This is a genomic window from Bradyrhizobium sp. Mp27, assembly GCF_029953005.1.
Taxonomy (GTDB): domain Bacteria; phylum Pseudomonadota; class Alphaproteobacteria; order Rhizobiales; family Xanthobacteraceae; genus Bradyrhizobium; species Bradyrhizobium barranii.
Genome location: NZ_JASAUS010000015.1, coordinates 75,102 through 94,935, shown reverse-complemented (window position 1 = coordinate 94,935; position 19,834 = coordinate 75,102). Strand labels below are relative to the sequence as shown.

Below are 19,834 nucleotides of genomic sequence, written 5' to 3'. Positions count from 1 at the left end.
CTGAAGCTCTTGCCCGGGAAACAAACTCAAACTAACAGTCCCTTGTCCTGCCTCGCGGGTGGAGGAATTTGACTGACCACACCCGGAGGAATTTGAAGTGACCCGCGGGGGGCCAACGACAAATACAAGGACGTCCCCGGTGCGGTGCTGCGCCCGGGCAATCTGTCGGCGATGATCGGCGCCAGCGTGCATTCGGGCGAAGACGTCATCCTGACCGCGACCGGGCCGGGCAGCGAGCGCGTGCACGGCTCGATGGACAATACCGAAGTGTTTCGCGTGATGGTCGATGCGCTTGGGCTCGCCGTAGGGCAGTAGGAGCAGTCGCGTACCGCGCGACATTATGCGGCACCATCTCGCATGAGACCGGAAGGAGGTTGAAACGACCGAATGAGTGGGGCCTCGCAGCGACGGAGCGACCAATGGCGAAGTACAGAGACAATCTGCCTCAGCGCCGCGGCGGCATCTTCCTGACCGACGGTGGCATGGAGACCACCCTGATCTTTCACAAAGGTCTGGAGCTTCCTCACTTCGCTGCCTTCGTGTTGCTCGACAGCGAGGCCGGCCGCTCGCATCTGAGGGAGTATTACGAGGCCTATCTTGCGATCGCGCGTCAGCATGGGCTCGGCTTCGTGCTCGACAGCCCGACCTGGCGCGCCAATCCTGATTGGGGTGTCAAGCTCGGCTACGATATGGACGCGCTCACGGCGATCAACATGCGGGCAATTCGCTTTCTTGAGGAATTGCGCGGCACATGGGAGACCTCCGGCCTGCCCTGTGTGATCAACGGTGCGATCGGTCCGCGGGGCGACGGCTACAAGGCCGGCAACATGGATGCGACGGAGGCGATGGACTATCATTCGTCCCAGATCGCCGCCTTTGTCGAGGCCGGTGCCGACATGGTGACCGCGTTCACGCTGAACAGCGTCAATGAAGCCATCGGCGTGGTGCGCGCGGCAGAGATGCACGCGATCCCGGTTGCCATCTCCTTCACGGTCGAAACTGACGGTTGCCTGGTCAGGGGAGAGACCCTGCGGGAGGCGATCGAAACCGTCGATCGTGCAACGGAAAGCGCCTGCGAATATTTCCTGATCAACTGCGCCCATCCGACCCATTTCGAGGGTGCTCTCCAAGCCGGCGAGCCGTGGGTCGAACGGATTCACGGCGTCAGGGCGAATGCATCGGCCAAGAGCCATGCCGAGCTCGACGAGTCCGAGGTGCTCGACAGTGGCGATCCCGTTGATCTCGGCCGCCGTTATGTGGCGCTCAGACGCGCATTCCCGCGCATGCAACTGCTCGGCGGCTGCTGCGGCACCGATCACAGGCATGTCGCAGCCATCTGTGATGCCTGCGTGCCGTCTCAGGCCACGGGCGCCTGATCCCAACAAAAATGGCCGGGATCGCTCCCGGCCATTTTGCATTTTTGCTTCGCCTCAGCGCGGCGGCGCGGTGCCGGGCGGGGGCGGCGGCAGCGAGGCCTGACCACCATTGAGCAGCGGGGTGATGTTGCGGACGGTGACGCGCCGGTTGATCAGGCTCGGTCCTTGCGTCTGCTCCTTCAGATACTGCTCGCCATAGCCCTGCGAGGTCAGATTCTCCGCGGGCACCCCGAACTGCTGGGTCAGCAATTCGGCCGCGGACTGCGCACGGCGGTCCGACAGCGACAGATTGTCGACCTCGTTGCCGACCGCGTCGGTGTGTCCCTCGATCAGGAACACCGCGCGCGGGTTGCGCTGGATCGCACGGTTGAGACCGTCGGCGATCCCCTGCAGCCGGGCCGCTTGGTCCGGCGGGATGGTCCACGAGCCCGTCTCGAAGGTGATCGTGTTGACGTCGATGCTCGGCATCTGCATGCGAACATTGGGGCTGTAGCGGATCTCGTCGAGCGTGTAACGCCGATCGATCCGCTGCACCGGCGGTGCTTCCATGGTCTGGTAGATCACATCCGGTGATGCTTCCTGGGCGTCGACGATGTAGCGATCGTAGGGAATGTTCACGACCGGCGGCGGCGCATCGACATAGAAGCCGCCGACCGACCGCGGATCGCGGTAGCTGTTGTCGATGATGATGATCTCGCGCCCGCCGGGGTCCCTGCGGATTCGCCGCAGCAGCGAACCGTCGGGACCGACCACAGTGATAACCTCGCTGCCATCAGGACGGATCACGACCGTGCGCGTTTCGCCGCCGATGGTGTCGGTGCGGATATCGCGGGCGCCATAGCGGAAGCGATAGAGGTCGTTGCCGCGGACATAGGCCTGCCCGCCTGGATCGCGGATGATGATGCGATCCGGTTCGGTGTAGACGGTGCGGCCGCCTTCGATGGCCTCGCGTCGCTGGTTGTGCAGGTCGGCAATGGTGGCTCCGATCACGGCACCGGCCACCACGCCCGCACCGATCGCGAGCGGTGTCAGGTCACGCTGCGGCGGGCGCGGCGGAGGTGGCAGCGGTGCGACGACTGTCGGCCTTGCCTGGAAGGCAGGCGTAACCGTCGGCGGAGCGAATTGCGCCCGGTTGGGCGGCGGCGTTGCGGCCGCTGAGCCCGGGACTGTGCTCGGCGCAGCGGCACCGGCGGGCGCCGCGGGCCGCGGCGGGAGGCCGCCGGCCTGGGGCGGCGCAGCCGGAGTTCCGGCTGCGGGCGCGCCAGCAGGAGGCGTTCCGCCCTGTTGACCAGGGGTCGGCGTCGCCGCCGGAGCTGTGCCGGGGGCGGGCGTCGGTCCTGCACCGGGACGGCCGGGCAGCGGCGTCGGAGCGCCACCGGGGGCCGGCGTGGCCGTTGGAGCGGGCGCGGCACCGGGAGCCGGTGTCGGTGATCCTGCAGCCGGAGGCGTGCCGGGACGTCCGCCGGGCGGCGGGGTGCCCGGGCGTCCAGTCGGCGGTGCGCCGGGCGTGGCGCCCGGTGCCGGCGTTGCCGTCGGCGCAGGTGTCGCCGTCGGAGCAGGCGTAGCGGTCGGTGCAGCTGCGCCAGGGCGGGCCGCAGGCGCGACCGGTGAAGGCGACGGCGTAGCCGCAGGTGCCGGCGCCGGACGTGCTGGTGCTGCTGCGGGCGGCGTTGCTGCTGCTGGAGGAGTCGGAGCGGGACGCGCGGCAGGCGGAGCTGCGGCGGGAGGCGGCGTCGGCGTGTGCTGCTGCGCGGCCGGGGGCGGTGGAGTTGGCGCAGGCGCATGCTGCTGGGGTGCCGCAGCCGGAGGCGGCGACGGCTGCTTGGGAGCTGCCGGCGGTGGGGGTGGCGGCGGAGGCGGAGGCGGAGGTGTCGGACGTGCCGCAGGCGGAGGAGGCGGTGGTGGGGTCGGGCGCGATGGCGCGGCAGCCGGCGGCGGCGGAGCGGGAGGATGCGGAGGTGCAGCCGCAGGCGGCGGCGCCGTGGGGCGCGCAGGAGCTGCAGGCGGTGCCGCGGCCGGAGGAGGTGGTGCGGCAGGACGTGCGCCAGGCGGCGGTCCCTTCGGCGCTTCCTTCGGAGGCTGCTTCGATTTGTCGGTCTCTGGTGGTTGTGTCTGCGCCTGCGCGACCACGAGCGGCGGCGCGCTTTGCGCATGCGATGCGGAGCTTGCGAATTGCATCGCGGTCAGAGCCGTCGTTGCAAGCAGCACGAAACGAAGGTTGGTCATGATGGTGAACTTCCCCGGAAGGTTCTTTGACGAAGTGTCGGGATGAACGGCTACGCGTTAGGCCGGAATGTGGCGGGCCAAGAGGTCGCGGCCCGATTTATTTCTGCACGCAAATCACCTCACTATGGTGACGTTCATTGCGCATTCAGACGCTGGTTGCAATTGCCTCACATGTGATGCTTCGCCTCACATGTGATTGCGCAGCGAACTTGCATCTGTCGCGGGATTCGGCGTGAGCGGTCCGTTCGGTCCGCGCGATGGAATCTCTTCCGGCACGTGGCCCGGCAATTCGTCGGGCCGTGGTGATTCGCCGGGCTCGCGCACCGGCGGCGCGATTTCAGGCTGCGGATTGCCCGGCGGAATTCCAGGCGGTGGCTCGGTGGGAGTGCCGGGCGTCGACGGTGGAATCTCGGGCGGTTCGATCGGCATCACATCATCGAGGTCAGTTGTCTGGAGAACGACAACGATGATGCCGCGCCGATGTTCCTTGTCGTGTCATGCCTGAACGCGCGCTATTCCGGCGCGTGGCAGACGGCCTCGATGTTGTGTCCGTCAGGGTCGAGCACGAACGCACCGTAATAGTTCGCATGATAATGCGGGCGGATGCCCGGTGCGCCATTGTTGCGGCCGCCGGCGGCAATCGCTGCCTTGTAGAAGGCGTCGACCGTGGCGCGATCCTTCGCGAGAATCGCGATGTGCACCGGCTTGTTCATCGCGCCTTCGGCACCGAACCAGAGGTCCGGCTTGCCGTTGGCGCCAAAGCCTGCGGCCGCAGCGTGGCCGGTCTGCTCCGCCGTTACCTCCATGATCAGGCTGTAATCGAGCGGTGCCAGCGCCTTGGCATAGAACGCTTTCGCGCGCTCATAGTCGGAGACCGAAAAACCCAGATGGTCGATCATCGCAAATCTCCCTTGCTCACGGTTAGCGCGACAGGAATGTATTGCTCCGTGTCTTGCGCGCGATCGCAAAGCCGCGCGCGACCATGTCAGCGATACAATCCTGCTGCCATTCGTTTTGTGACAGATGCTCGATGACCACCGCGCGCGGCCACAGCGATTGCGGCGCGTCGCGGAAGAAGCCGATCAGCACGCGGTCCTCGAAGCCCTCGACGTCGATCTTGAGCGAATCGACCTGGCCGACGCCGGCCTCGTCCAGAATGCGCGTCAGCCGCAGTGACGGGACCTTGATGGCCTCCGCGCTGGCCGTGCCGGTGACGACGTGCGTGGCGCCGAGATTGCCGCCGCCGCTCTCGATCATGAGCTCGCCGTCGCTGTCACCGGCGGCAGCCTGCACCAGGCGCACCTGTGTCGTCTTCGATGCGGCGTGGTTGAACGAGAGCCGTCCAAACGTCATCGGATGCGGTTCGATCGCGACCACCTTGCCATTGGTGCCGACCTGCTGCGCCATCACCAGGGCAAAGGTGCCGACATTGGCACCGACGTCGACGAACACGCCGCCTGCCGGGGTGTGCCGGCGCAGGAAGTCGAGCTCGTCGAGATTGTAGTCGGGATTGAACAGCGCGCCGCGCTCGGTCGCGCTGCCCTGGTGATAGAACCGGAACGAGGCGCCCTGGTATTGCACGTCGATCGGCCCGCCGCGCATCAGGTTGACCAGCCGCGACATCCACGGGCGGAACGCACCGCGCTTCACCCCCGACTGTTGCGCAAGGCGGATGATCGCAGCCTGCGCCGCATTCGGCGCAAACGCGCCGAACGGCGCGGACGAAGGGGCGTTGTCTGGCGTCAAGCAGGCGGTCCTCGTTGCAAGCGGCGCATGCATAGCTGGTTTTGATGAGGACTCCAATGTTGCGGGAAAAGAATGTAGCCCGGATGGAGCGCATCGAAATCCGGGGTTCTCGCCGCTCTGATGGACCGTCCCGGATTGCGCTTCGCTCCATCCGGGCTACGGACCTCATGCCGCCTTCTTCGGCGCCGCCTTGCGCTGCCTCAGGAATCGCCCGAGCAGCTTGCGCTTGCCCTTGCGCGGGATCAGGTCGATATCGCTGACGAGCTTGGCGCCGCCCTTGCGGCGTTCCAGCACGATCTTGCGGCTGTGGAAGGCTTCCAGCTCGACGCGATGGGCGACACTGACGATGGTCGCCTTCGGCAACTCGTCAGTGACCATCTGCATCATCTTGTCCTGGCTCTTCTCGTCGAGCGCGGAGGTCGCTTCATCGAGCACGACGATGTCGGGGTTGTGCAGCAGCAGCCGCGCGAAGGCGAGGCGCTGTTTCTCACCGCCGGACAACGTCTGGTCCCACGGTCCCTCTTCCTCGATCTTCTCCTTGAGGTGGTCGAGGCCGACCTTGTGCAGGGCTTCGCCGATCTCCTCCACGGTCCAGTCGTCCTCGGCGCCGGGATAGGCGACCGTGCGGCGCAAGGATCCAGACGGCACGTAAGGCCGCTGCGGCAGCATGAACAGGCGCCGGTCGGGATGGAAATTGACGCTGCCGCCGCCCCATGGCCAGAGCCCCGCGATGGCGCGCACCAGCGTGCTCTTGCCGGTGCCGGATTCACCGGCGACCAGCAGCCGCTCGCCCGGCTCGATCACCACCTCGGTCTCGCCGACCACGGCGGTGCCGTCGTCGAGCGTGACGGAGAGATCCTTCATCTCCAGCATGGCCTCGTTGCTGGTCTCGCCGCGCTTGATGCGGCCGAGGCCGTCGCCTTGCTCCGCGCGCTCGAGACCGTCGAGCGACATCATCAGCGAGGCGATGCGCCGCGCGCAGGCGTTCCAGTCGGCGAGCCGCGGATAATTATTGACCAGCCAGCCGAACGCGCTCTGCACGATGGTGAAGGCGGACGCCGCCTGCATCACCTGTCCGAGCGTCATGCTGCCGTCGAGGAATTTTGGCGCGCAGAGCAGGAGAGGGACCACGGGAGCAACGAGGCTCGAGCCCTGCGAGACCAGCGTCGTGCGCATGTGCTGGCCAGCCAAACGCGCCCACTGCCGCAGCACGTTGGTGAAATTGCGGTCGATGCCGCCGCGCTCCTCCTCCTCGCCGCCGAGCAGCGCGATGCTCTCGCCGTTCTCGCGCACGCGCGTCAGCGTGTAGCGGAAATCCGCCTCCGCCTGGTTCTTGTCCTCGGAGACCTGCACGAAGCGCCGGCCGATCACCAGGATCGAACCGGAGGCGATCGTGGCGTAAAGGATCGCGGCGATGACGAGGAAGCCGGGGATGGTGATGGTCGATCCCGCAAGCGTGAGCGTGAGCGCGCCGCCGATGGTCCAGAGCACGATGATGAACGTGACCGCCGACAACAGCGCCGATGTCACGCCGGCGAGGAAATCGACCGGCGAATCGGTCGCCACGCGCAGATCCTCGGCGATGCGGTATTCCGGGTTCTTGTGGTCGCCGCCGACCAGGTTGAGCTGATAATAGCGCCCGTTGGCCAGCCAGCGCGTCAGCACGCTTGCCGTGAGCCAGGCGCGCCAGCGGCGCTGAATGCCCATCCGCGCGAACACCTGCGCGACGCCGAGCACGATGCTGCCGATCGCGAGCGGGAAGAACACCGCGGTGAGATGGAAGACGGTGCTCGCCTCGCGCTTCTCGATGGCGTCGAAGATCGCGCGATTCCAGACGTTGATGCCGTATTGAAAGCCGACGGTGAGGACGATCAGCACGACGAGGCCGATCGAGTAGAGCCACGCGAGCCGGTCGCCGTTGCGACCCCAGAAGCCGCGTGCGCTGATCCAGAAGCGCGTCAGCAGATAGTCCTTGCGAACCTGCTCAGCCTCCTCGGGCGAGAGTGCAGGATCGGGCTCAATAACCTCCGGCGGCGGCGGCGTGACCTCGTCGCCGTTCTCGCCCTTGATTTCGACAATGGGGAGCTTCCTGCCCTGTTCGCGCTTTGCGGCCGGCTTGTGCATGAGCGGATAACGCGAACCAAATCAATCGGTTCCCGTTGGTTCCGCGCCAGGCTCACTCGGCTGCGCCGTCGCGGACCGGCCGGAGCCTCGCGGCCCGATGGAGAACGCGCGACAATTCCTCGATCGAATAGGGCTTTTGCACGAGATCGAAGTCGGCGGCGCCATCTTGTGAGAGGGCCTGACTGTAGCCCGTGGTCAACACGATCGGCACGCGGATGCCGCGGTCGCGGATCGCCTGCGCCAGATCGAGCCCGGTCATCCCGGGCATTACCACGTCGGAGAACACGACGTCGAAGCGCTCTGCGTCCACGGTGAGCTCGGCGAGCGCGTCGGTGGCGTTGTCCACCAAAGTGATGCTGTAACCGAGCTCGGTGAGGCCGTCGGCGGCGAAATTGGCGAGCTCGATATTGTCTTCGACCAACAGCACCGACCTGCCGCTGCCGGCCACTGCCGGTGCGGTGTTGGGCGCCTGCCGCTGCGGCAGCAGGTCTGTCGGCACGCGCGGCAGATAGAGCGAGAAGGTGCTGCCCTGGCCGACCTCGCTCTCGACGGTCACCTCGCCGCCGGATTGCCGGGCGAAGCCGAACACCTGGGACAGGCCGAGACCGGTGCCCTGGCCGACCTGCTTGGTGGTGAAGAACGGCTCGAAGATGCGGCCCAATCGTGCGGCGGGAATGCCGATCCCGGTGTCGCTGACGGCGACACTGACGAAGCCATCGCCGCCTGCAAGGTCATGGCTGCCCGAGACGTGCACCAATGTATCGGGTATGGTCGCCGTCGCCTGCACGGTGAAGGTGATCCTGCCTTTGCCTTGCATGGCGTCGCGCGCATTGGTCGCCATGTTGATCAGAGCCGTCTCGAACTGGCCGGCATCGGCCTTGACGAGGCAGGGCTCGGTCGGCAGCCGAATTCCGATCTCGATCGCCGGCCCGAGCAGCGTGGCGAGCATGTCGTGCAGCGACTGCATCCGCTCCCCGACGTCGAACACTTCCGGTTTCAGGGTCTGGCGCCGCGCGAACGCCAGCAGCTGCGAGGTCAGCTTGGCGGCGCGCGCGACCGCGTCCGCAATGGCATTGATGTAGCGCTGCCGCCGCTCCTCGCTCAGCTGCGGCCGGTTCAACAGGTCGACCGAGGCGCGGATCACGGTGAGGAGATTGTTGAAATCGTGCGCGACACCGCCGGTGAGCTGGCCGAGCGCTTCCAGCCGCTGGCTGTGCTTGAGCGCCTCCTCGGCCTCGCGTCGCGCCGTGGCCTCGGCGTGGAGATGCTGGGTGCGCCGGAACGCGAGCGCAAGCAGCAGAAACAGCAGCGCCGTGGCGGGAATACCGAACACCAGATGCTGGCCCATGGTGGCGAGCCAGCGCGCGCGGATCGCCGAGGTCTCGAGCCCGGCGCTGACATAGATCGGATATTCGGCGACGCGCCTGTAGCCGACGCGCCGCTCGATTCCGTCCGAGGGCCAGGCGATGGTGATGAGGCCGTGCTCGGGGTGAGCGGCGATCTGCCGCCCGACCGGTCCGGTCGGGTCGAGCCGGAAGTCGCGATCGAGCCGGGGAAAATGGGTGAGCAGCACGCCGTCCGTGCGTCCCATGGCGAAGAAGCTGCCGGGATCGGAGCCGATCCTGGCGTAGAAGCTCTCGAAATATTCCGGCAGGACGGAGGCCTGGATGACGCCGATGAAGCTGCCAACGTCGGCTTCGCGGCGCCGGCTCATGCCGAAGAAGCGTGCACCCTGATAGGGCGGACGCGGCGTCAGGGCCGCTCCGACGAACGTGCCAATGTTCTGGTCGACATGGGCGTAGAAGTAATCGCGGTCCGCAAAACTCAGATCCTGCGGTGGCGAGGCGAGACTGTTGACCAGCGATTTTCCGTTCGCGTCGAAGATCCAGGCCGATTTGAGCTGCGGCAGCGCATCGGTCAACCGTTTCAAGCGGCGGTGCAGCGCCGGCTCGCGCGAGCGGATGACCTCGTCGGGGAGGCCGCGCACGACCTCGTTGAGCTCGGCAAGGCTGCGGTCGATGGTCTCGAACACCTTGAGCGCATGTTCATGGGCGATATCGAGCGTGCGCTCGATCTCGCGGTCGGCGATGTCCTTTGTCGATGTGTAGGAGATCGTGGAGGTGAAGACGAACAGTGCAATCGGCAGCGCCAGGGATGCCGCCATCATCCACTGCAACAGTCTCAGCGAGTTGCGTTGCGCACCCTGCACAGTCGCTCCGGTCCCTGACCGGAGAGTTTACTTGAAATTCCCGCTGGGAAGGAAGTGGCTTGTCAATGGAACCGGAGGTTGCAATCCGGACGTTCGCGCGTGGTGCGGGCTATGGCAAATTCTACTCAAACTGAGGTTGATCGTAGAATGCCCCGGCCGTCGCGGCCGGGGGGCCGTAGCATGAATGAGGCCTAGATCTGGCGCTCGACCATCTTGAGCTTGAGCTCGGCGATAGCTTCGGCCGGGTTGAGACCCTTCGGGCAGGCCTTGGCGCAGTTCATGATGGTATGGCAGCGGTAGAGGCGGAACGGGTCCTCGAGATTGTCGAGGCGCTCGCCGGTCGCCTCGTCGCGGGAGTCGGAGACCCAGCGATTGGCCTGGAGCAGGGCGGCCGGGCCGAGATAGCGATCGCTGTTCCACCAATAGCTCGGGCACGAGGTCGAGCAGCAGGCGCAGAGGATGCACTCGTAGAGGCCGTCGAGCTTTTCGCGGTCCTCGTGGCTCTGGCGCCATTCCTTCTGCGGCGTCGGCGAGGTCGTCTTCAGCCACGGCTCGACGGAGGCATACTGCGCATAGAAATTGGTCAGGTCGGGAACGAGGTCCTTCACGACAGGCTGGTGCGGCAGCGGATTGATCTTGACCGCGCCGTCCTTCACGTCGTGCATCGAACGGGTGCAGGCCAGCGTGTTCTGGCCGTCGATGTTCATCGCGCAGGAGCCGCAGACGCCTTCACGGCAGGAGCGGCGGAAGGTCAGCGACGGGTCGATGTTGTTCTTGATCCAGATCAGGCCGTCCAACACCATCGGACCGCAATCATGGGTGTCGACGTAATAGGTGTCGACGCTCGGATTCTTGCCGTCGTCCGGATTCCAGCGATAGACGCGGAATTCGCGAACGTCTGTTGCGCCCGCCGGCTTCGGCCAGGTCTTGCCGCCGGTGATCTTGGAGTTCTTCGGAAGTGCGAATTCAACCATGAGACGCCCTTAGTTAGCTGGATTTCGAAGACAGGCGAGACTGCCATCTTCGGTTGGTTGCAACGTTCGACATACCCGCCTCCAATCGCCCTCGAAGGCACAATCGCGCAAGATAAGCTCGTTGCCTTTGAAGATCAGCGCGAACTTGCAGCGACTGACAACGTCACTTGGTGGCCCTCCGTGACCATCCGTCCCGGACACCACCAACACATTCCGATCGGTCTTGTAGGTACCGCCGGTATACATTCCTTCCTCAGAGCCCATCCAACCCGCGTACGCCTTGCCATGCTTCCCGAAGCAAAGGTCCCTTTGCGATCGCGTCTCCGCGCTTCTGATCTGCCAACAGCCGAGAAACTCGTCTGTCAGCTTGCCTGGTTCTCCCCGGACCGCGCCGCTTAAACCGGCGCTCGCTGCGATCAACAGGAACGCCGCGCGTCGCATCGCTCAGTACACGCGCGCCTTGGGCGGGATGTACTGCACGTCGTTGGTCATGGTGTAGTCGTGAACGGGGCGGTACTCGATCTTGACCTTGCCCTTGTCGTCGAGCCAGGCCAGCGTGTGCTTCATCCAGTTCTTGTCGTCGCGCGCGGAGAAGTCCTCGCGGGCGTGCGCGCCGCGGCTCTCGGTGCGGTTGGCGGCGGAGTCCATCGTCACCACCGCCTGCGAGATCAGATTGTCGAACTCGAGCGTCTCGATCAGGTCGGAATTCCACACCAGCGAGCGGTCTGACACGGCAATGTCGGTGATGCCGCTGTGGACCTTCTCGATCAGGTTCTGGCCTTCGCTCAGGATGTCGCCGGTGCGGAACACCGCGCAATTGTTCTGCATCACGTGCTGCATGCCCTCGCGCAGCTTCGCGGTCGGCGTGCCGCCGGAGGCGTAGCGGTAATGGTCGAGGCGGCCGAGCGCGAGTTCGGACGAGTTCGCCGGCAGCTCCGGCTGCTTGGCGTTGGGCGTGAGCTTTTCGGCAAGACGCAAAGCGGCGGCGCGGCCGAACACCACGAGGTCGATCAGCGAGTTGGAGCCAAGGCGGTTGGCGCCGTGCACGGAGACGCAGGCCGCTTCGCCGATCGCCATCAGGCCGGGGATAACGGCGTTGTCGTCGCCGTCCCGCTTGGTCAGCACTTCGCCATGATAGTTCGTGGGGATGCCGCCCATGTTGTAGTGCACGGTCGGCACGATCGGGATCGGCTCGCGCGTCACGTCGACATTGGCGAAGATTTTTGCGGATTCGGAGATGCCCGGCAGGCGCTCGGCCAGCACCGCGGGATCGAGATGGTCGAGATGCAGGAAGATGTGGTCCTTCTTCTTGCCGACGCCGCGGCCTTCGCGGATCTCGATGGTCATCGCGCGCGAGACGACGTCGCGCGAGGCGAGGTCCTTCGCGGACGGCGCATAGCGCTCCATGAAGCGCTCGCCCTCGGAATTGACGAGATAGCCGCCTTCGCCGCGCGCGCCTTCGGTGACGAGACAGCCCGAACCGTAAATGCCGGTCGGGTGGAACTGCACGAACTCCATGTCCTGCATCGGCAGGCCGGCGCGCAGCACCATGCCGCCGCCGTCGCCGGTGCAGGTGTGCGCCGAGGTGCAGGAGGCGTAGGCGCGGCCGTAGCCGCCGGTGGCGAGAATCACGGTCTGGGCGCGGAAGCGGTGCAGCGTGCCGTCGTCGAGCTTGAGCGCGATGACGCCGCGGCAGGTGCCCTGGTCGTCCATGATCAGGTCGATGGCGAAGAACTCGATGAAGAACTCGGCCGCGTGGCGCAGCGACTGGCCGTACATCGTGTGCAGCATGGCGTGGCCGGTGCGGTCGGCGGCGGCGCAGGTGCGCTGCGCCTGGCCCTTGCCGTAGTCCATGGTCATGCCGCCGAACGGGCGCTGGTAGATCTTGCCGTCCTCGGTGCGCGAGAACGGCACGCCCCAATGCTCGAGCTCGTAGACGGCCTCGGGCGCGTTGCGCACCATGTATTCGATCGCGTCCTGGTCACCCAGCCAGTCCGACCCCTTCACGGTGTCGTACATGTGCCAGCGCCAATCGTCCTTGTGCATGTTGCCGAGCGAGGCCGAGATGCCGCCCTGGGCCGCGACCGTATGCGAGCGGGTCGGAAACACCTTGGTGATGCAGGCGGTGCGCAGACCGGCTTCGCTACAGCCGACCACGGCGCGCAGGCCGGCGCCGCCGGCGCCGACCACGACGACGTCATAGGTGTGGTCTTCGATCGGATAGGCTTTGCCGTTGGTGGCGGGAGCGCCGTTGGCCTTGCCATTCGTCGCTGTGGCCGATGTTCCGGTAACCATGGGTTACACTCCGGATGAAAGCTTGAGGATCGCGTAGGTCGAGGCGAGCGCCACGGCGATCGAGAAGAAATTGTTGAGCATGATCGAGATGAGCTTCAGCTTCTCGTTGTGGACGTAGTCCTCGATCACGACCTGCATGCCGATCTTCATGTGCCAGGCGCTGGCGGCGATGAAGAGCAGCAGGATCACTGCGATCGGCAGCGAGCCGAGGATCTGTGCGGCACCCGCCTGGTTGCGGCCGAGCAGCATCATGATGATCACGAGCACCGGGATCATCAGCAGCGTCATGGCGACGGCGGTGATGCGCTGGCGCCAGAAATCGGACGTACCCGAATGCGCCGCGCCGAGATTGCGGACGCGGCCGAGCGGGGTGCGCATGCTGCGCTTGGGCGTATCGGTCGCGCTCATCGTCCGCCTCCGATCGCGTAGGCGATGATCCAGATCAGGACCGTGAGCACGATACCGCCGATCAGCGCGCCCCAGGTCAGGGCCTCGCGCTCATTGGGCTTGAAGCCGTAGCCGAGGTCCCACACGAAGTGCCGGATACCGCTCAGCATATGGTGCATCAGCGCCCAAGTGTAGCCGAACACGATCAGCCGGCCGATGATGCTGCCGGTGAAGGCCTGGACGTGGGAATAGGCGGCGGGGCCGGAAGCCGCCGCGATCAGCCACCAGGCCAGCAGCAGGGTTCCGACGTAGAGCGCGATACCGGTGGCGCGATGGACGATGGACAGCGCCATCGTCAGCGTCCAGCGGTAGACTTGCATGTGGGGGGAAAGCGGTCGTTCGATCCGTGCGGTCATGGGCTTTTGATGTTTATTGCGGCCCAGCAGGGGGCACGCGGGGATCGCGAAAGGTCGGCTCTATTTACGGAGTCGATTTCGCCTGCGCAATCACCAAATCGCCATAAATCGAACCGCGGTTCAGCTCTAGAGCGTTGATGATGCAAGGCCAATCAGTGGCTTGGTATACCAGCACTTCTGTCCGCCAACGAAAAAAAGAAGTTAGATTCATTTGTTTTGAAGGCACCGATGCGCGTTGAAATTGCTATTGGAACGCCTCTAAACGGACCATGCCGTCCAAACCTGCCCGGGGCCGGTCTTTTGAGCCGCTGACGCCATTTGGGCGGCACCAATCCGCTCCCGCCCGGGCCCGGTTTGACCCCTGTCCGGATATGCGCACCTTGCATTCCACCCCAGCCGCAAGACGTGGCATGTCGACCGCGAGAATCAGATCGCCTAAAGCTCCGCACGCAGCTTTCCGAACGCATGTTCCGGAGAAGCTGCGACCGGTCGCCGGGGCAGGTCAGGGGTGATTGCAGGTCTTGATATCAAGGAGATCGTCGAGCTCGCGCTGTTGCTGATCGCAACCGGCGCGCTCTCGGGATTCCTGGCCGGCGTGTTCGGCATTGGCGGCGGCGCGATTCTCGTGCCGGTGTTCTACGAATGCTTCCGGATCGCCGGCGTGCCGCTCGAAGTGCGCATGCCGCTCTGCATCGGCACTTCGCTCGCGGTGATCATCCCGACCTCGATCCGCTCGTTCCAGGCGCATTACAAGCGCGGCGCCGTCGACATGTCGATCCTGCGCGTGTGGTGGCTGCCGATCGTGATCGGCGTCATCGCCGGCAGCGTCATCGCGCGTTACGCGCCGGAGAGGCTGTTCAAGATCGTGTTCGTCTGCGTCGCCTATTCCGCGTCGGCGCGGCTCATCTTCGCGCGCGAGGGTTGGAAGTTCGGCGACGATCTGCCCAAAGGGCCGCTGATGCGCGTCTACGGCTTCTGCGTCGGTATCCTCTCGACGCTGATGGGCATCGGCGGCGGCCTGTTCTCGAACCTGCTGATGACGTTCTACGGCCGGCCCATCCACCAGGCAGTGGCGACCTCGTCGGCACTCGCGGTCCTGATCTCGATCCCCGGCGCGCTCGGCTACATGTATGCCGGCTGGCCGGCGGCTGCGACCTATCCGGCCGTCGCAGCGCTGCAAATCCCGTTCGCGCTTGGCTACGTCTCGCTGATCGGCGCCGTGCTGGTGATGCCGATGAGCCTCGTGACAGCGCCGCTCGGCGTGAGAGCCGCGCATGCGATGTCGAAGCGAACGCTGGAGGTCGCGTTCGGGTGTTACCTGTTCATCGTCGGCAGCAGGTTCGTGATGAGCCTTTTGGGCGGACAGTGAGCGCAACTTCGTAGGGTGGATTAGCGCAGCGCAATCCACCCTTTCTGTCACCGAGGAGACTCAAGAGGTGGGTTACGCCTTCGGCTAACCCACCCTACGAACTAGTCTTTCAATCGCACTTCGCTGTGGAACCACGATTGGATGTTGCCAATGCCTTCGATACGATCGGAATCCGAAAGAACCTTCAATCGCGCGGCAATCACTTCGCCCTCGGTCGCCAATCCAAGCTCTTTGCAGCGATCCATCACATAGCCGACCATCATCGCGGTTTTTCGCCAAGTTGGCTTCATGACCGAGAAATGATTTCGTCGAATTGCTGCTCGGTTATTCCCGGCGGGAGCTGCACCTCATCCCACGTGAGCTCGCTGAGATATCGAAGTGGTTCTCGATCGGACTTCGAAGGCTCCAAATCCGGATGCTGGTCATAAATTGGCTGGAGCAACTCGTCCTCTAAAGCTCCGACGACTTCGTCGAGCCAATCCCCCAGCTCGATCCTCTCGGCCTTGGCAAGCCCCGCAATAGCCATTCGCGCCTGGTCAAGCGCCTTGTAGGCAGCAAGAAGATGATCGTTGATCCGGACGGCCTGCTCGTGGTTCATCCTTCCCCCAGCCTCGGAGCGATTGCCCCTATTTCTTCGCGTAAATATCCTTGTACGTATCCCGCAGCACGTTCTTCTGTACCTTGCCCATCGTATTCCGCGGCAGCTCGTCGACCACGAACACCCGCTTGGGCATCTTGAATTTGGCCAGCCGTCCGTCGAGCGCCTTCAGTACCGCGGCCTCAGTGACATCTGCACCTTTGTTGCAAACGAGAACCGCCGTGACGCCCTCGCCGAAATCGGCATGCGGCACGCCGATCACGGCGGACTCGACCACGCCGGGCATGGCGTCGAGCTCGCTCTCGATTTCCTTGGGGTAGACGTTGAAGCCGCCGGAGATCACGAGATCCTTGCCGCGGCCGAGAATGTGGACGTAGCCCTTGTCGTCGATCTTGCCGAGGTCGCCGGTGATGAAGAAGCCGTCGGGCCGGAATTCCGACTTGGTCTTCTCCGGCATGCGCCAGTAACCCCTAAAGACGTTCGGGCCCTTCACCTCGATCATGCCGATCTCGTCGCGCGGCAGCTCCTTGCCGGTCTCGGGCTCGGTCACGCGCACGGAGACGCCGGGGAGGGGAAAGCCGACCGCGCCGGGCACGCGGTCGCCGTCATACGGGTTCGACGTGTTCATGTTGGTCTCAGTCATGCCGTAGCGCTCGAGCACCGCATGGCCCGTGCGCGCCGACCATTCGCGATGGGTTTCGGCGAGCAGCGGCGCGGAGCCCGAGATGAACAGCCGCATGTGCTTTGTGGTCTCGCGCGACAGCGCGGAGTTCTGGAGCAGCCGTGTGTAGAAGGTCGGCACGCCCATCAGAACCGTGGCGCGCGCCATCAGCTTGATGATGAGATCAGGGTCGAGCTTCGGCAGGAAGATCATCGACGCCCGCGAAAACAGCGTCACGTTGGTCGCGACGAACAGGCCGTGCGTATGGTAGATCGGCAGCGCGTGGATCAGCACGTCCTTGTCGGTGAAGCGCCAGTAGCCGACGAGCGAGAGCGAGTTCGACGCGAGATTGTCGTGTGTCAGCATCGCGCCCTTGGAGCGGCCGGTGGTGCCCGACGTGTAGAGGATCGCGGCGAGATCGTCGTTTGCCCGCGAGACGGTTACGAATTCGCTGCTGGCCTTGTCGGCGGCTTCCGTCAGCGAGCCCTTGCCGTCGGGCCCGAGCGTCTCGACCCTGGCCTTCACCTTGGCGGCGATCGGGGCGAGCCCTTCCGCCTTGGAGGGATCGCAGATCACCAGCGACGGCTCGGCATCGCCGATGAAGTAGTCGAGCTCGTTCAGCGTATAGGCCGTGTTCAGCGGCAAATAGACCGCGCCGGCCCGCACGGTGGCGAGGTAAAGCACGATATTGGCGACCGATTTCTCCACCTGCACCGCGACGCGGTCGCCGGGCTGCACGCCGCGAGCGACCAGCACGTTCGCCATCTGCCCGGCCCGTGCGATCAGATCGCCATAGCTGATACGGCCGCCGTCCTGTGTCTCGACCGCGAGGCGTTTGGGATCCTCCAGGCCGTCGAACAGGCGGGAAAACAGGTTGGCGTTGGCAGCTTGGTTCATGCAAGATTTCCTCGACCGCAAGGCAAACAAGGCCGGTCAAAACCGAGGGCTGGATTAGCAAAAACCGCCCCAATGAAGCAACGGAGACAGTTTGCATGACCAAAAACGGGAAACGCGTGGCCTGGGTGACGGGCGGCGGCAGCGGGATCGGGGAGGCCGGCGCCGAGGCGCTCGCGGCCGACGGCTGGATAGTCGTGGTCTCGGGCCGCCGCAGGGACGCCCTGGATACCGTGGTTGCCAGGATTGCCAAGGCAGGCGGGGCGGCCGAGGCCATTGCGCTCGATGTGTCCAACGCCGCCGAAGCCCAGAAGGCGGCCGACCAAATCGTCGCGAAGCACGGCCGCATCGACCTGCTCGTGAACAATGCCGGTATCAATGTCCCCAAGCGGAGCTGGAAGGACATGGAACTGGAGGGCTGGGACAAGCTCGTCCAGGTCAACCTCAACGGCGTGCTGTATTGCATGCGCGCAGTGTTGCCCACGATGCGCAAGCAGCAGGATGGCTCGATCATCAACGTCTCGTCCTGGGCCGGTCGCCACGTCTCGAAGATGCCGGGCCCGGCCTACACCACCACCAAGCATGCGGTGCTGGCGCTGACCCATTCCTTCAACATGGACGAATGCGTCAACGGCCTGCGCGCCTGCTGCCTGATGCCGGGCGAGGTGGCGACCCCGATCCTGAAGCTGCGCCCGGTGGTGCCGAGCGAGGCGGAGCAGGCCAAGATGCTGCAATCGGAAGATCTCGGCCGCACCATCGCGTTCATCGCGTCAATGCCGCCGCGCGTCTGCATCAACGAACTCCTGATCAGCCCGACGCATAATCGCGGATTCATTCAGACGCCGAACAACAGGGATTGAGACGAGCACACTGCCGTAGGGTGGGCAAAGGCGCGAAGCGCCGTGCCCACCATCTACCCTCGATCGCGAATGAAGTTGGTGGGCACGCTTCGCTTTGCCCACCCTACGGCACCGGGTGCTGAGCCCGCGCTCATACACGGACACTCCCCCGCTTAGTTTCACGCATCACGATAAATTATTTCCCGAAACCCCATCGCGAACCCTCCCGTAGTTCGGTCCAACGACGGCACTGCTGCTCCACGCCAAAAGGTCGCAGGCGCCGTTGTTGCCCAACGCAAACGCCGGCCATTGCCGGTCACAATTCAATCGGGAGACTCTCCATGTCGAAGCGTATTGCCTATCTCGCTGCCGCCGCCTTCAGCGCCCTGGCCATCACCGCGACCGTCGTCGCGCCTGTCCGCGCCGAGGAGAAGACCGTCATGGTCGGCGGCGCCGCGATGTTCCCGTCGAAGAACATCGTCCAGAACGCCGTCAACTCGAAGGATCACACCACGCTGGTCGCGGCGGTGAAGGCGGCCGGCCTGGTGCCGACGCTGGAAAGCAAGGGCCCGTTCACGGTGTTCGCGCCCACCAACGCCGCCTTCGGCAAGCTGCCGGCCGGCACCGTCGACAATCTGGTCAAGCCCGAGAACAAGGCGACCTTGACCAAGATCCTCACCTACCATGTCGTGCCCGGCAAGCTCGAGGCCTCCGACCTCACCGACGGCAAGAAGATGAAGACCGCCGAAGGCGAGGAACTGACCGTGAAGAAGCAGGACGGCAAGGTCTGGATCGTCGATGCCAAGGGCGGCACCTCGATGGTGACGATCTCCAACGTCAACCAGTCGAACGGCGTGATCCATGTGGTCGATACCGTGCTGATGCCGGCGACGTAACACCGCCCACCCCTGTTTCATCCCGCAAGCAGGATGCGACGAAACGGCGAGCCGGGGGCACCCGGCTCGCTTTATTGTGACCACGGTCGCCCGCAGACTCGATTCGCCGTCGTGCGGGGGCGTAACGAAAGCGGAAGTATCGGCGTATATTCGGTGTCAGACGACCTTCAGGACGGAACCATCATGTCGAGCCTCACAGTCAGCGACGAGCAGGTCAGCGCCACCCCCGCCAAAGTGATCCAGCCGGCCTGGGTCCGCGTCATGCACTGGACCAACGCGGTCGCCATGATCCTGATGATCCTGTCGGGCTGGCAGATCTACAACGCCTCGCCGCTGTTCGGCTTCAGTTTTCCGCGCGAATACACGCTTGGCGGCTGGCTCGGCGGTGGCCTGCTCTGGCACTTTGCGGCGATGTGGCTGCTGATGGTCAACGGCCTCGCCTATCTCGTCACCGGCTTCGCCACCGGCCGTTTCCGCAAGAAGCTGCTGCCGATCACGCCATCCGGCGTGCTCCACGACGTCAGGGCCGCCCTGACCTTCAAGCTCGGCCACGACGATCTCACCGTCTACAATTACGTGCAGCGCCTGCTCTATGCCGGCATCATCGTGGTCGGCGTGCTGATCGTGCTGTCGGGCCTGTCGATCTGGAAGCCGGTGCAGCTCTATTATCTCGTGATGCTGTTCGGCGACTATCCGACCGCGCGCTACGTCCATTTCTTCTGCATGGCCGCGATCTGCGCCTTCCTCGTCATTCATGTCTTGCTCGCGCTGCTGGTGCCGAAGAGCCTGCGCGCGATGATCATTGGCCGCTGATTAGGAGACCC

General features: G+C 64.9%; 18 protein-coding genes and 1 pseudogene. 6 read left to right on the top strand and 13 right to left on the bottom strand.

Going from position 1 to position 19,834, the window contains the following annotated elements; translation table 11 throughout:
* Positions 1 to 111: 111 nt before the first annotated feature.
* A pseudogene (locus QJT78_RS11940) lies at positions 112 to 315 on the top strand (alkaline phosphatase); the annotation flags it as partial.
* A gap of 104 nt (positions 316 to 419) precedes the next feature.
* Complete coding sequence (locus tag QJT78_RS11935) at positions 420 to 1,376, top strand: homocysteine S-methyltransferase family protein (protein ID WP_028151925.1); 957 nt, start codon at positions 420 to 422, stop codon at positions 1,374 to 1,376.
* 54 nt (positions 1,377 to 1,430) lie between these two features.
* Here QJT78_RS11935 and QJT78_RS11930 read toward each other — a convergent pair whose 3' ends face one another.
* The 10 genes from QJT78_RS11930 to sdhC all read right to left on the bottom strand — a co-directional run bounded on the left by QJT78_RS11930 (position 1,431) and on the right by sdhC (position 13,753).
* Positions 1,431 to 3,602: an OmpA family protein gene (locus tag QJT78_RS11930; protein ID WP_038952203.1), complete on the bottom strand. Its 2,172-nt coding sequence runs from the start codon at positions 3,600 to 3,602 to the stop codon at positions 1,431 to 1,433.
* A 186-nt stretch (positions 3,603 to 3,788) separates the two neighbouring features.
* Positions 3,789 to 4,031, bottom strand: coding sequence for a hypothetical protein (locus tag QJT78_RS11925; protein WP_028151923.1), 243 nt, complete (start codon positions 4,029 to 4,031; stop codon positions 3,789 to 3,791).
* A gap of 83 nt (positions 4,032 to 4,114) precedes the next feature.
* Positions 4,115 to 4,501 (bottom strand): VOC family protein, encoded by a 387-nt coding sequence (locus QJT78_RS11920; RefSeq protein ID WP_028151922.1) that lies wholly within the window; start codon positions 4,499 to 4,501, stop codon positions 4,115 to 4,117.
* A 22-nt stretch (positions 4,502 to 4,523) separates the two neighbouring features.
* Positions 4,524 to 5,348 carry an FkbM family methyltransferase gene (locus QJT78_RS11915; RefSeq protein ID WP_028151921.1) on the bottom strand — a complete coding sequence of 275 codons (825 nt, stop codon included), beginning with the start codon at positions 5,346 to 5,348 and terminating at the stop codon, positions 4,524 to 4,526.
* 165 nt (positions 5,349 to 5,513) lie between these two features.
* Positions 5,514 to 7,472: an ABC transporter ATP-binding protein/permease gene (locus tag QJT78_RS11910; protein ID WP_038941775.1), complete on the bottom strand. Its 1,959-nt coding sequence runs from the start codon at positions 7,470 to 7,472 to the stop codon at positions 5,514 to 5,516.
* A 52-nt stretch (positions 7,473 to 7,524) separates the two neighbouring features.
* Positions 7,525 to 9,681 (bottom strand): hybrid sensor histidine kinase/response regulator, encoded by a 2,157-nt coding sequence (locus QJT78_RS11905; RefSeq protein WP_038952200.1) that lies wholly within the window; start codon positions 9,679 to 9,681, stop codon positions 7,525 to 7,527.
* A 191-nt stretch (positions 9,682 to 9,872) separates the two neighbouring features.
* Positions 9,873 to 10,655: a succinate dehydrogenase iron-sulfur subunit gene (locus tag QJT78_RS11900; protein ID WP_028151918.1), complete on the bottom strand. Its 783-nt coding sequence runs from the start codon at positions 10,653 to 10,655 to the stop codon at positions 9,873 to 9,875.
* A 444-nt stretch (positions 10,656 to 11,099) separates the two neighbouring features.
* Positions 11,100 to 12,950, bottom strand: coding sequence for a succinate dehydrogenase flavoprotein subunit (gene sdhA / locus QJT78_RS11895; RefSeq protein ID WP_028151916.1), 1,851 nt, complete (start codon positions 12,948 to 12,950; stop codon positions 11,100 to 11,102).
* 3 nt (positions 12,951 to 12,953) lie between these two features.
* Positions 12,954 to 13,358: a succinate dehydrogenase, hydrophobic membrane anchor protein gene (sdhD, locus tag QJT78_RS11890; protein WP_028151915.1), complete on the bottom strand. Its 405-nt coding sequence runs from the start codon at positions 13,356 to 13,358 to the stop codon at positions 12,954 to 12,956.
* Entirely contained in the window at positions 13,355 to 13,753 is a 399-nt protein-coding gene (gene sdhC, locus QJT78_RS11885) for a succinate dehydrogenase, cytochrome b556 subunit (protein ID WP_028151914.1), read from the bottom strand. Before sdhC ends, sdhD begins: the two co-directional genes overlap by 4 nt.
* 508 nt (positions 13,754 to 14,261) lie before the next feature.
* Between sdhC and QJT78_RS11880 the strand changes: the two genes are divergently transcribed.
* Positions 14,262 to 15,122 (top strand): sulfite exporter TauE/SafE family protein, encoded by an 861-nt coding sequence (locus tag QJT78_RS11880; RefSeq protein ID WP_028151913.1) that lies wholly within the window; start codon positions 14,262 to 14,264, stop codon positions 15,120 to 15,122.
* Between the two features lie 101 nt (positions 15,123 to 15,223).
* On the opposite strand, the gene QJT78_RS11875 is transcribed toward QJT78_RS11880, so the two are convergent.
* Genes QJT78_RS11875 through QJT78_RS11865 form a run of 3 tightly spaced genes read right to left on the bottom strand, consistent with a single transcriptional unit; the run spans position 15,224 to position 17,278 of the window.
* A complete protein-coding gene (locus QJT78_RS11875; RefSeq protein WP_155257961.1) occupies positions 15,224 to 15,385 on the bottom strand; it encodes a hypothetical protein in 162 nt (53 codons plus the stop codon).
* A gap of 23 nt (positions 15,386 to 15,408) precedes the next feature.
* On the bottom strand, positions 15,409 to 15,720 hold the full coding sequence (locus tag QJT78_RS11870; protein WP_028151912.1) for a hypothetical protein: 312 nt from the start codon (positions 15,718 to 15,720) through the stop codon (positions 15,409 to 15,411).
* Positions 15,721 to 15,748: 28 nt separating this feature from the next.
* A complete protein-coding gene (locus QJT78_RS11865) occupies positions 15,749 to 17,278 on the bottom strand; it encodes a malonyl-CoA synthase (RefSeq protein ID WP_038941779.1) in 1,530 nt (509 codons plus the stop codon).
* Positions 17,279 to 17,373: 95 nt separating this feature from the next.
* Between QJT78_RS11865 and QJT78_RS11860 the strand changes: the two genes are divergently transcribed.
* The 3 genes from QJT78_RS11860 (at position 17,374) to QJT78_RS11850 (ending at position 19,823) form a co-directional block, all read left to right on the top strand.
* Complete coding sequence (locus QJT78_RS11860) at positions 17,374 to 18,135, top strand: SDR family NAD(P)-dependent oxidoreductase (RefSeq protein WP_038941780.1); 762 nt, start codon at positions 17,374 to 17,376, stop codon at positions 18,133 to 18,135.
* Between the two features lie 320 nt (positions 18,136 to 18,455).
* Positions 18,456 to 19,010, top strand: coding sequence for a fasciclin domain-containing protein (locus tag QJT78_RS11855; RefSeq protein WP_014490676.1), 555 nt, complete (start codon positions 18,456 to 18,458; stop codon positions 19,008 to 19,010).
* 183 nt (positions 19,011 to 19,193) lie between these two features.
* On the top strand, positions 19,194 to 19,823 hold the full coding sequence (locus QJT78_RS11850) for a cytochrome b/b6 domain-containing protein (protein WP_028151910.1): 630 nt from the start codon (positions 19,194 to 19,196) through the stop codon (positions 19,821 to 19,823).
* Positions 19,824 to 19,834 lie beyond the last annotated feature (11 nt).

Bases quoted from the DNA above. Each gene is read 5' to 3' on its own strand.
- QJT78_RS11900 (WP_028151918.1), bottom strand. From the start codon at position 10,655: ATGGTTGAATTCGCACTTCCGAAGAACTCCAAGATCACCGGCGGCAAG.
- QJT78_RS11860 (WP_038941780.1), top strand. From the start codon at position 17,374: ATGACCAAAAACGGGAAACGCGTGGCCTGGGTGACGGGCGGCGGCAGC.
- QJT78_RS11850 (WP_028151910.1), top strand. From the start codon at position 19,194: ATGTCGAGCCTCACAGTCAGCGACGAGCAGGTCAGCGCCACCCCCGCC.
- QJT78_RS11935 (WP_028151925.1), top strand. From the start codon at position 420: ATGGCGAAGTACAGAGACAATCTGCCTCAGCGCCGCGGCGGCATCTTC.
- QJT78_RS11855 (WP_014490676.1), top strand. From the start codon at position 18,456: ATGTCGAAGCGTATTGCCTATCTCGCTGCCGCCGCCTTCAGCGCCCTG.
- sdhD (WP_028151915.1), bottom strand. From the start codon at position 13,358: ATGAGCGCGACCGATACGCCCAAGCGCAGCATGCGCACCCCGCTCGGC.
- sdhC (WP_028151914.1), bottom strand. From the start codon at position 13,753: ATGACCGCACGGATCGAACGACCGCTTTCCCCCCACATGCAAGTCTAC.
- QJT78_RS11865 (WP_038941779.1), bottom strand. From the start codon at position 17,278: ATGAACCAAGCTGCCAACGCCAACCTGTTTTCCCGCCTGTTCGACGGC.
- QJT78_RS11925 (WP_028151923.1), bottom strand. From the start codon at position 4,031: ATGCCGATCGAACCGCCCGAGATTCCACCGTCGACGCCCGGCACTCCC.
- QJT78_RS11875 (WP_155257961.1), bottom strand. From the start codon at position 15,385: ATGATGGTCGGCTATGTGATGGATCGCTGCAAAGAGCTTGGATTGGCG.
- sdhA (WP_028151916.1), bottom strand. From the start codon at position 12,950: ATGGTTACCGGAACATCGGCCACAGCGACGAATGGCAAGGCCAACGGC.
- QJT78_RS11910 (WP_038941775.1), bottom strand. From the start codon at position 7,472: ATGCACAAGCCGGCCGCAAAGCGCGAACAGGGCAGGAAGCTCCCCATT.
- QJT78_RS11930 (WP_038952203.1), bottom strand. From the start codon at position 3,602: ATGACCAACCTTCGTTTCGTGCTGCTTGCAACGACGGCTCTGACCGCG.
- QJT78_RS11870 (WP_028151912.1), bottom strand. From the start codon at position 15,720: ATGAACCACGAGCAGGCCGTCCGGATCAACGATCATCTTCTTGCTGCC.
- QJT78_RS11920 (WP_028151922.1), bottom strand. From the start codon at position 4,501: ATGATCGACCATCTGGGTTTTTCGGTCTCCGACTATGAGCGCGCGAAA.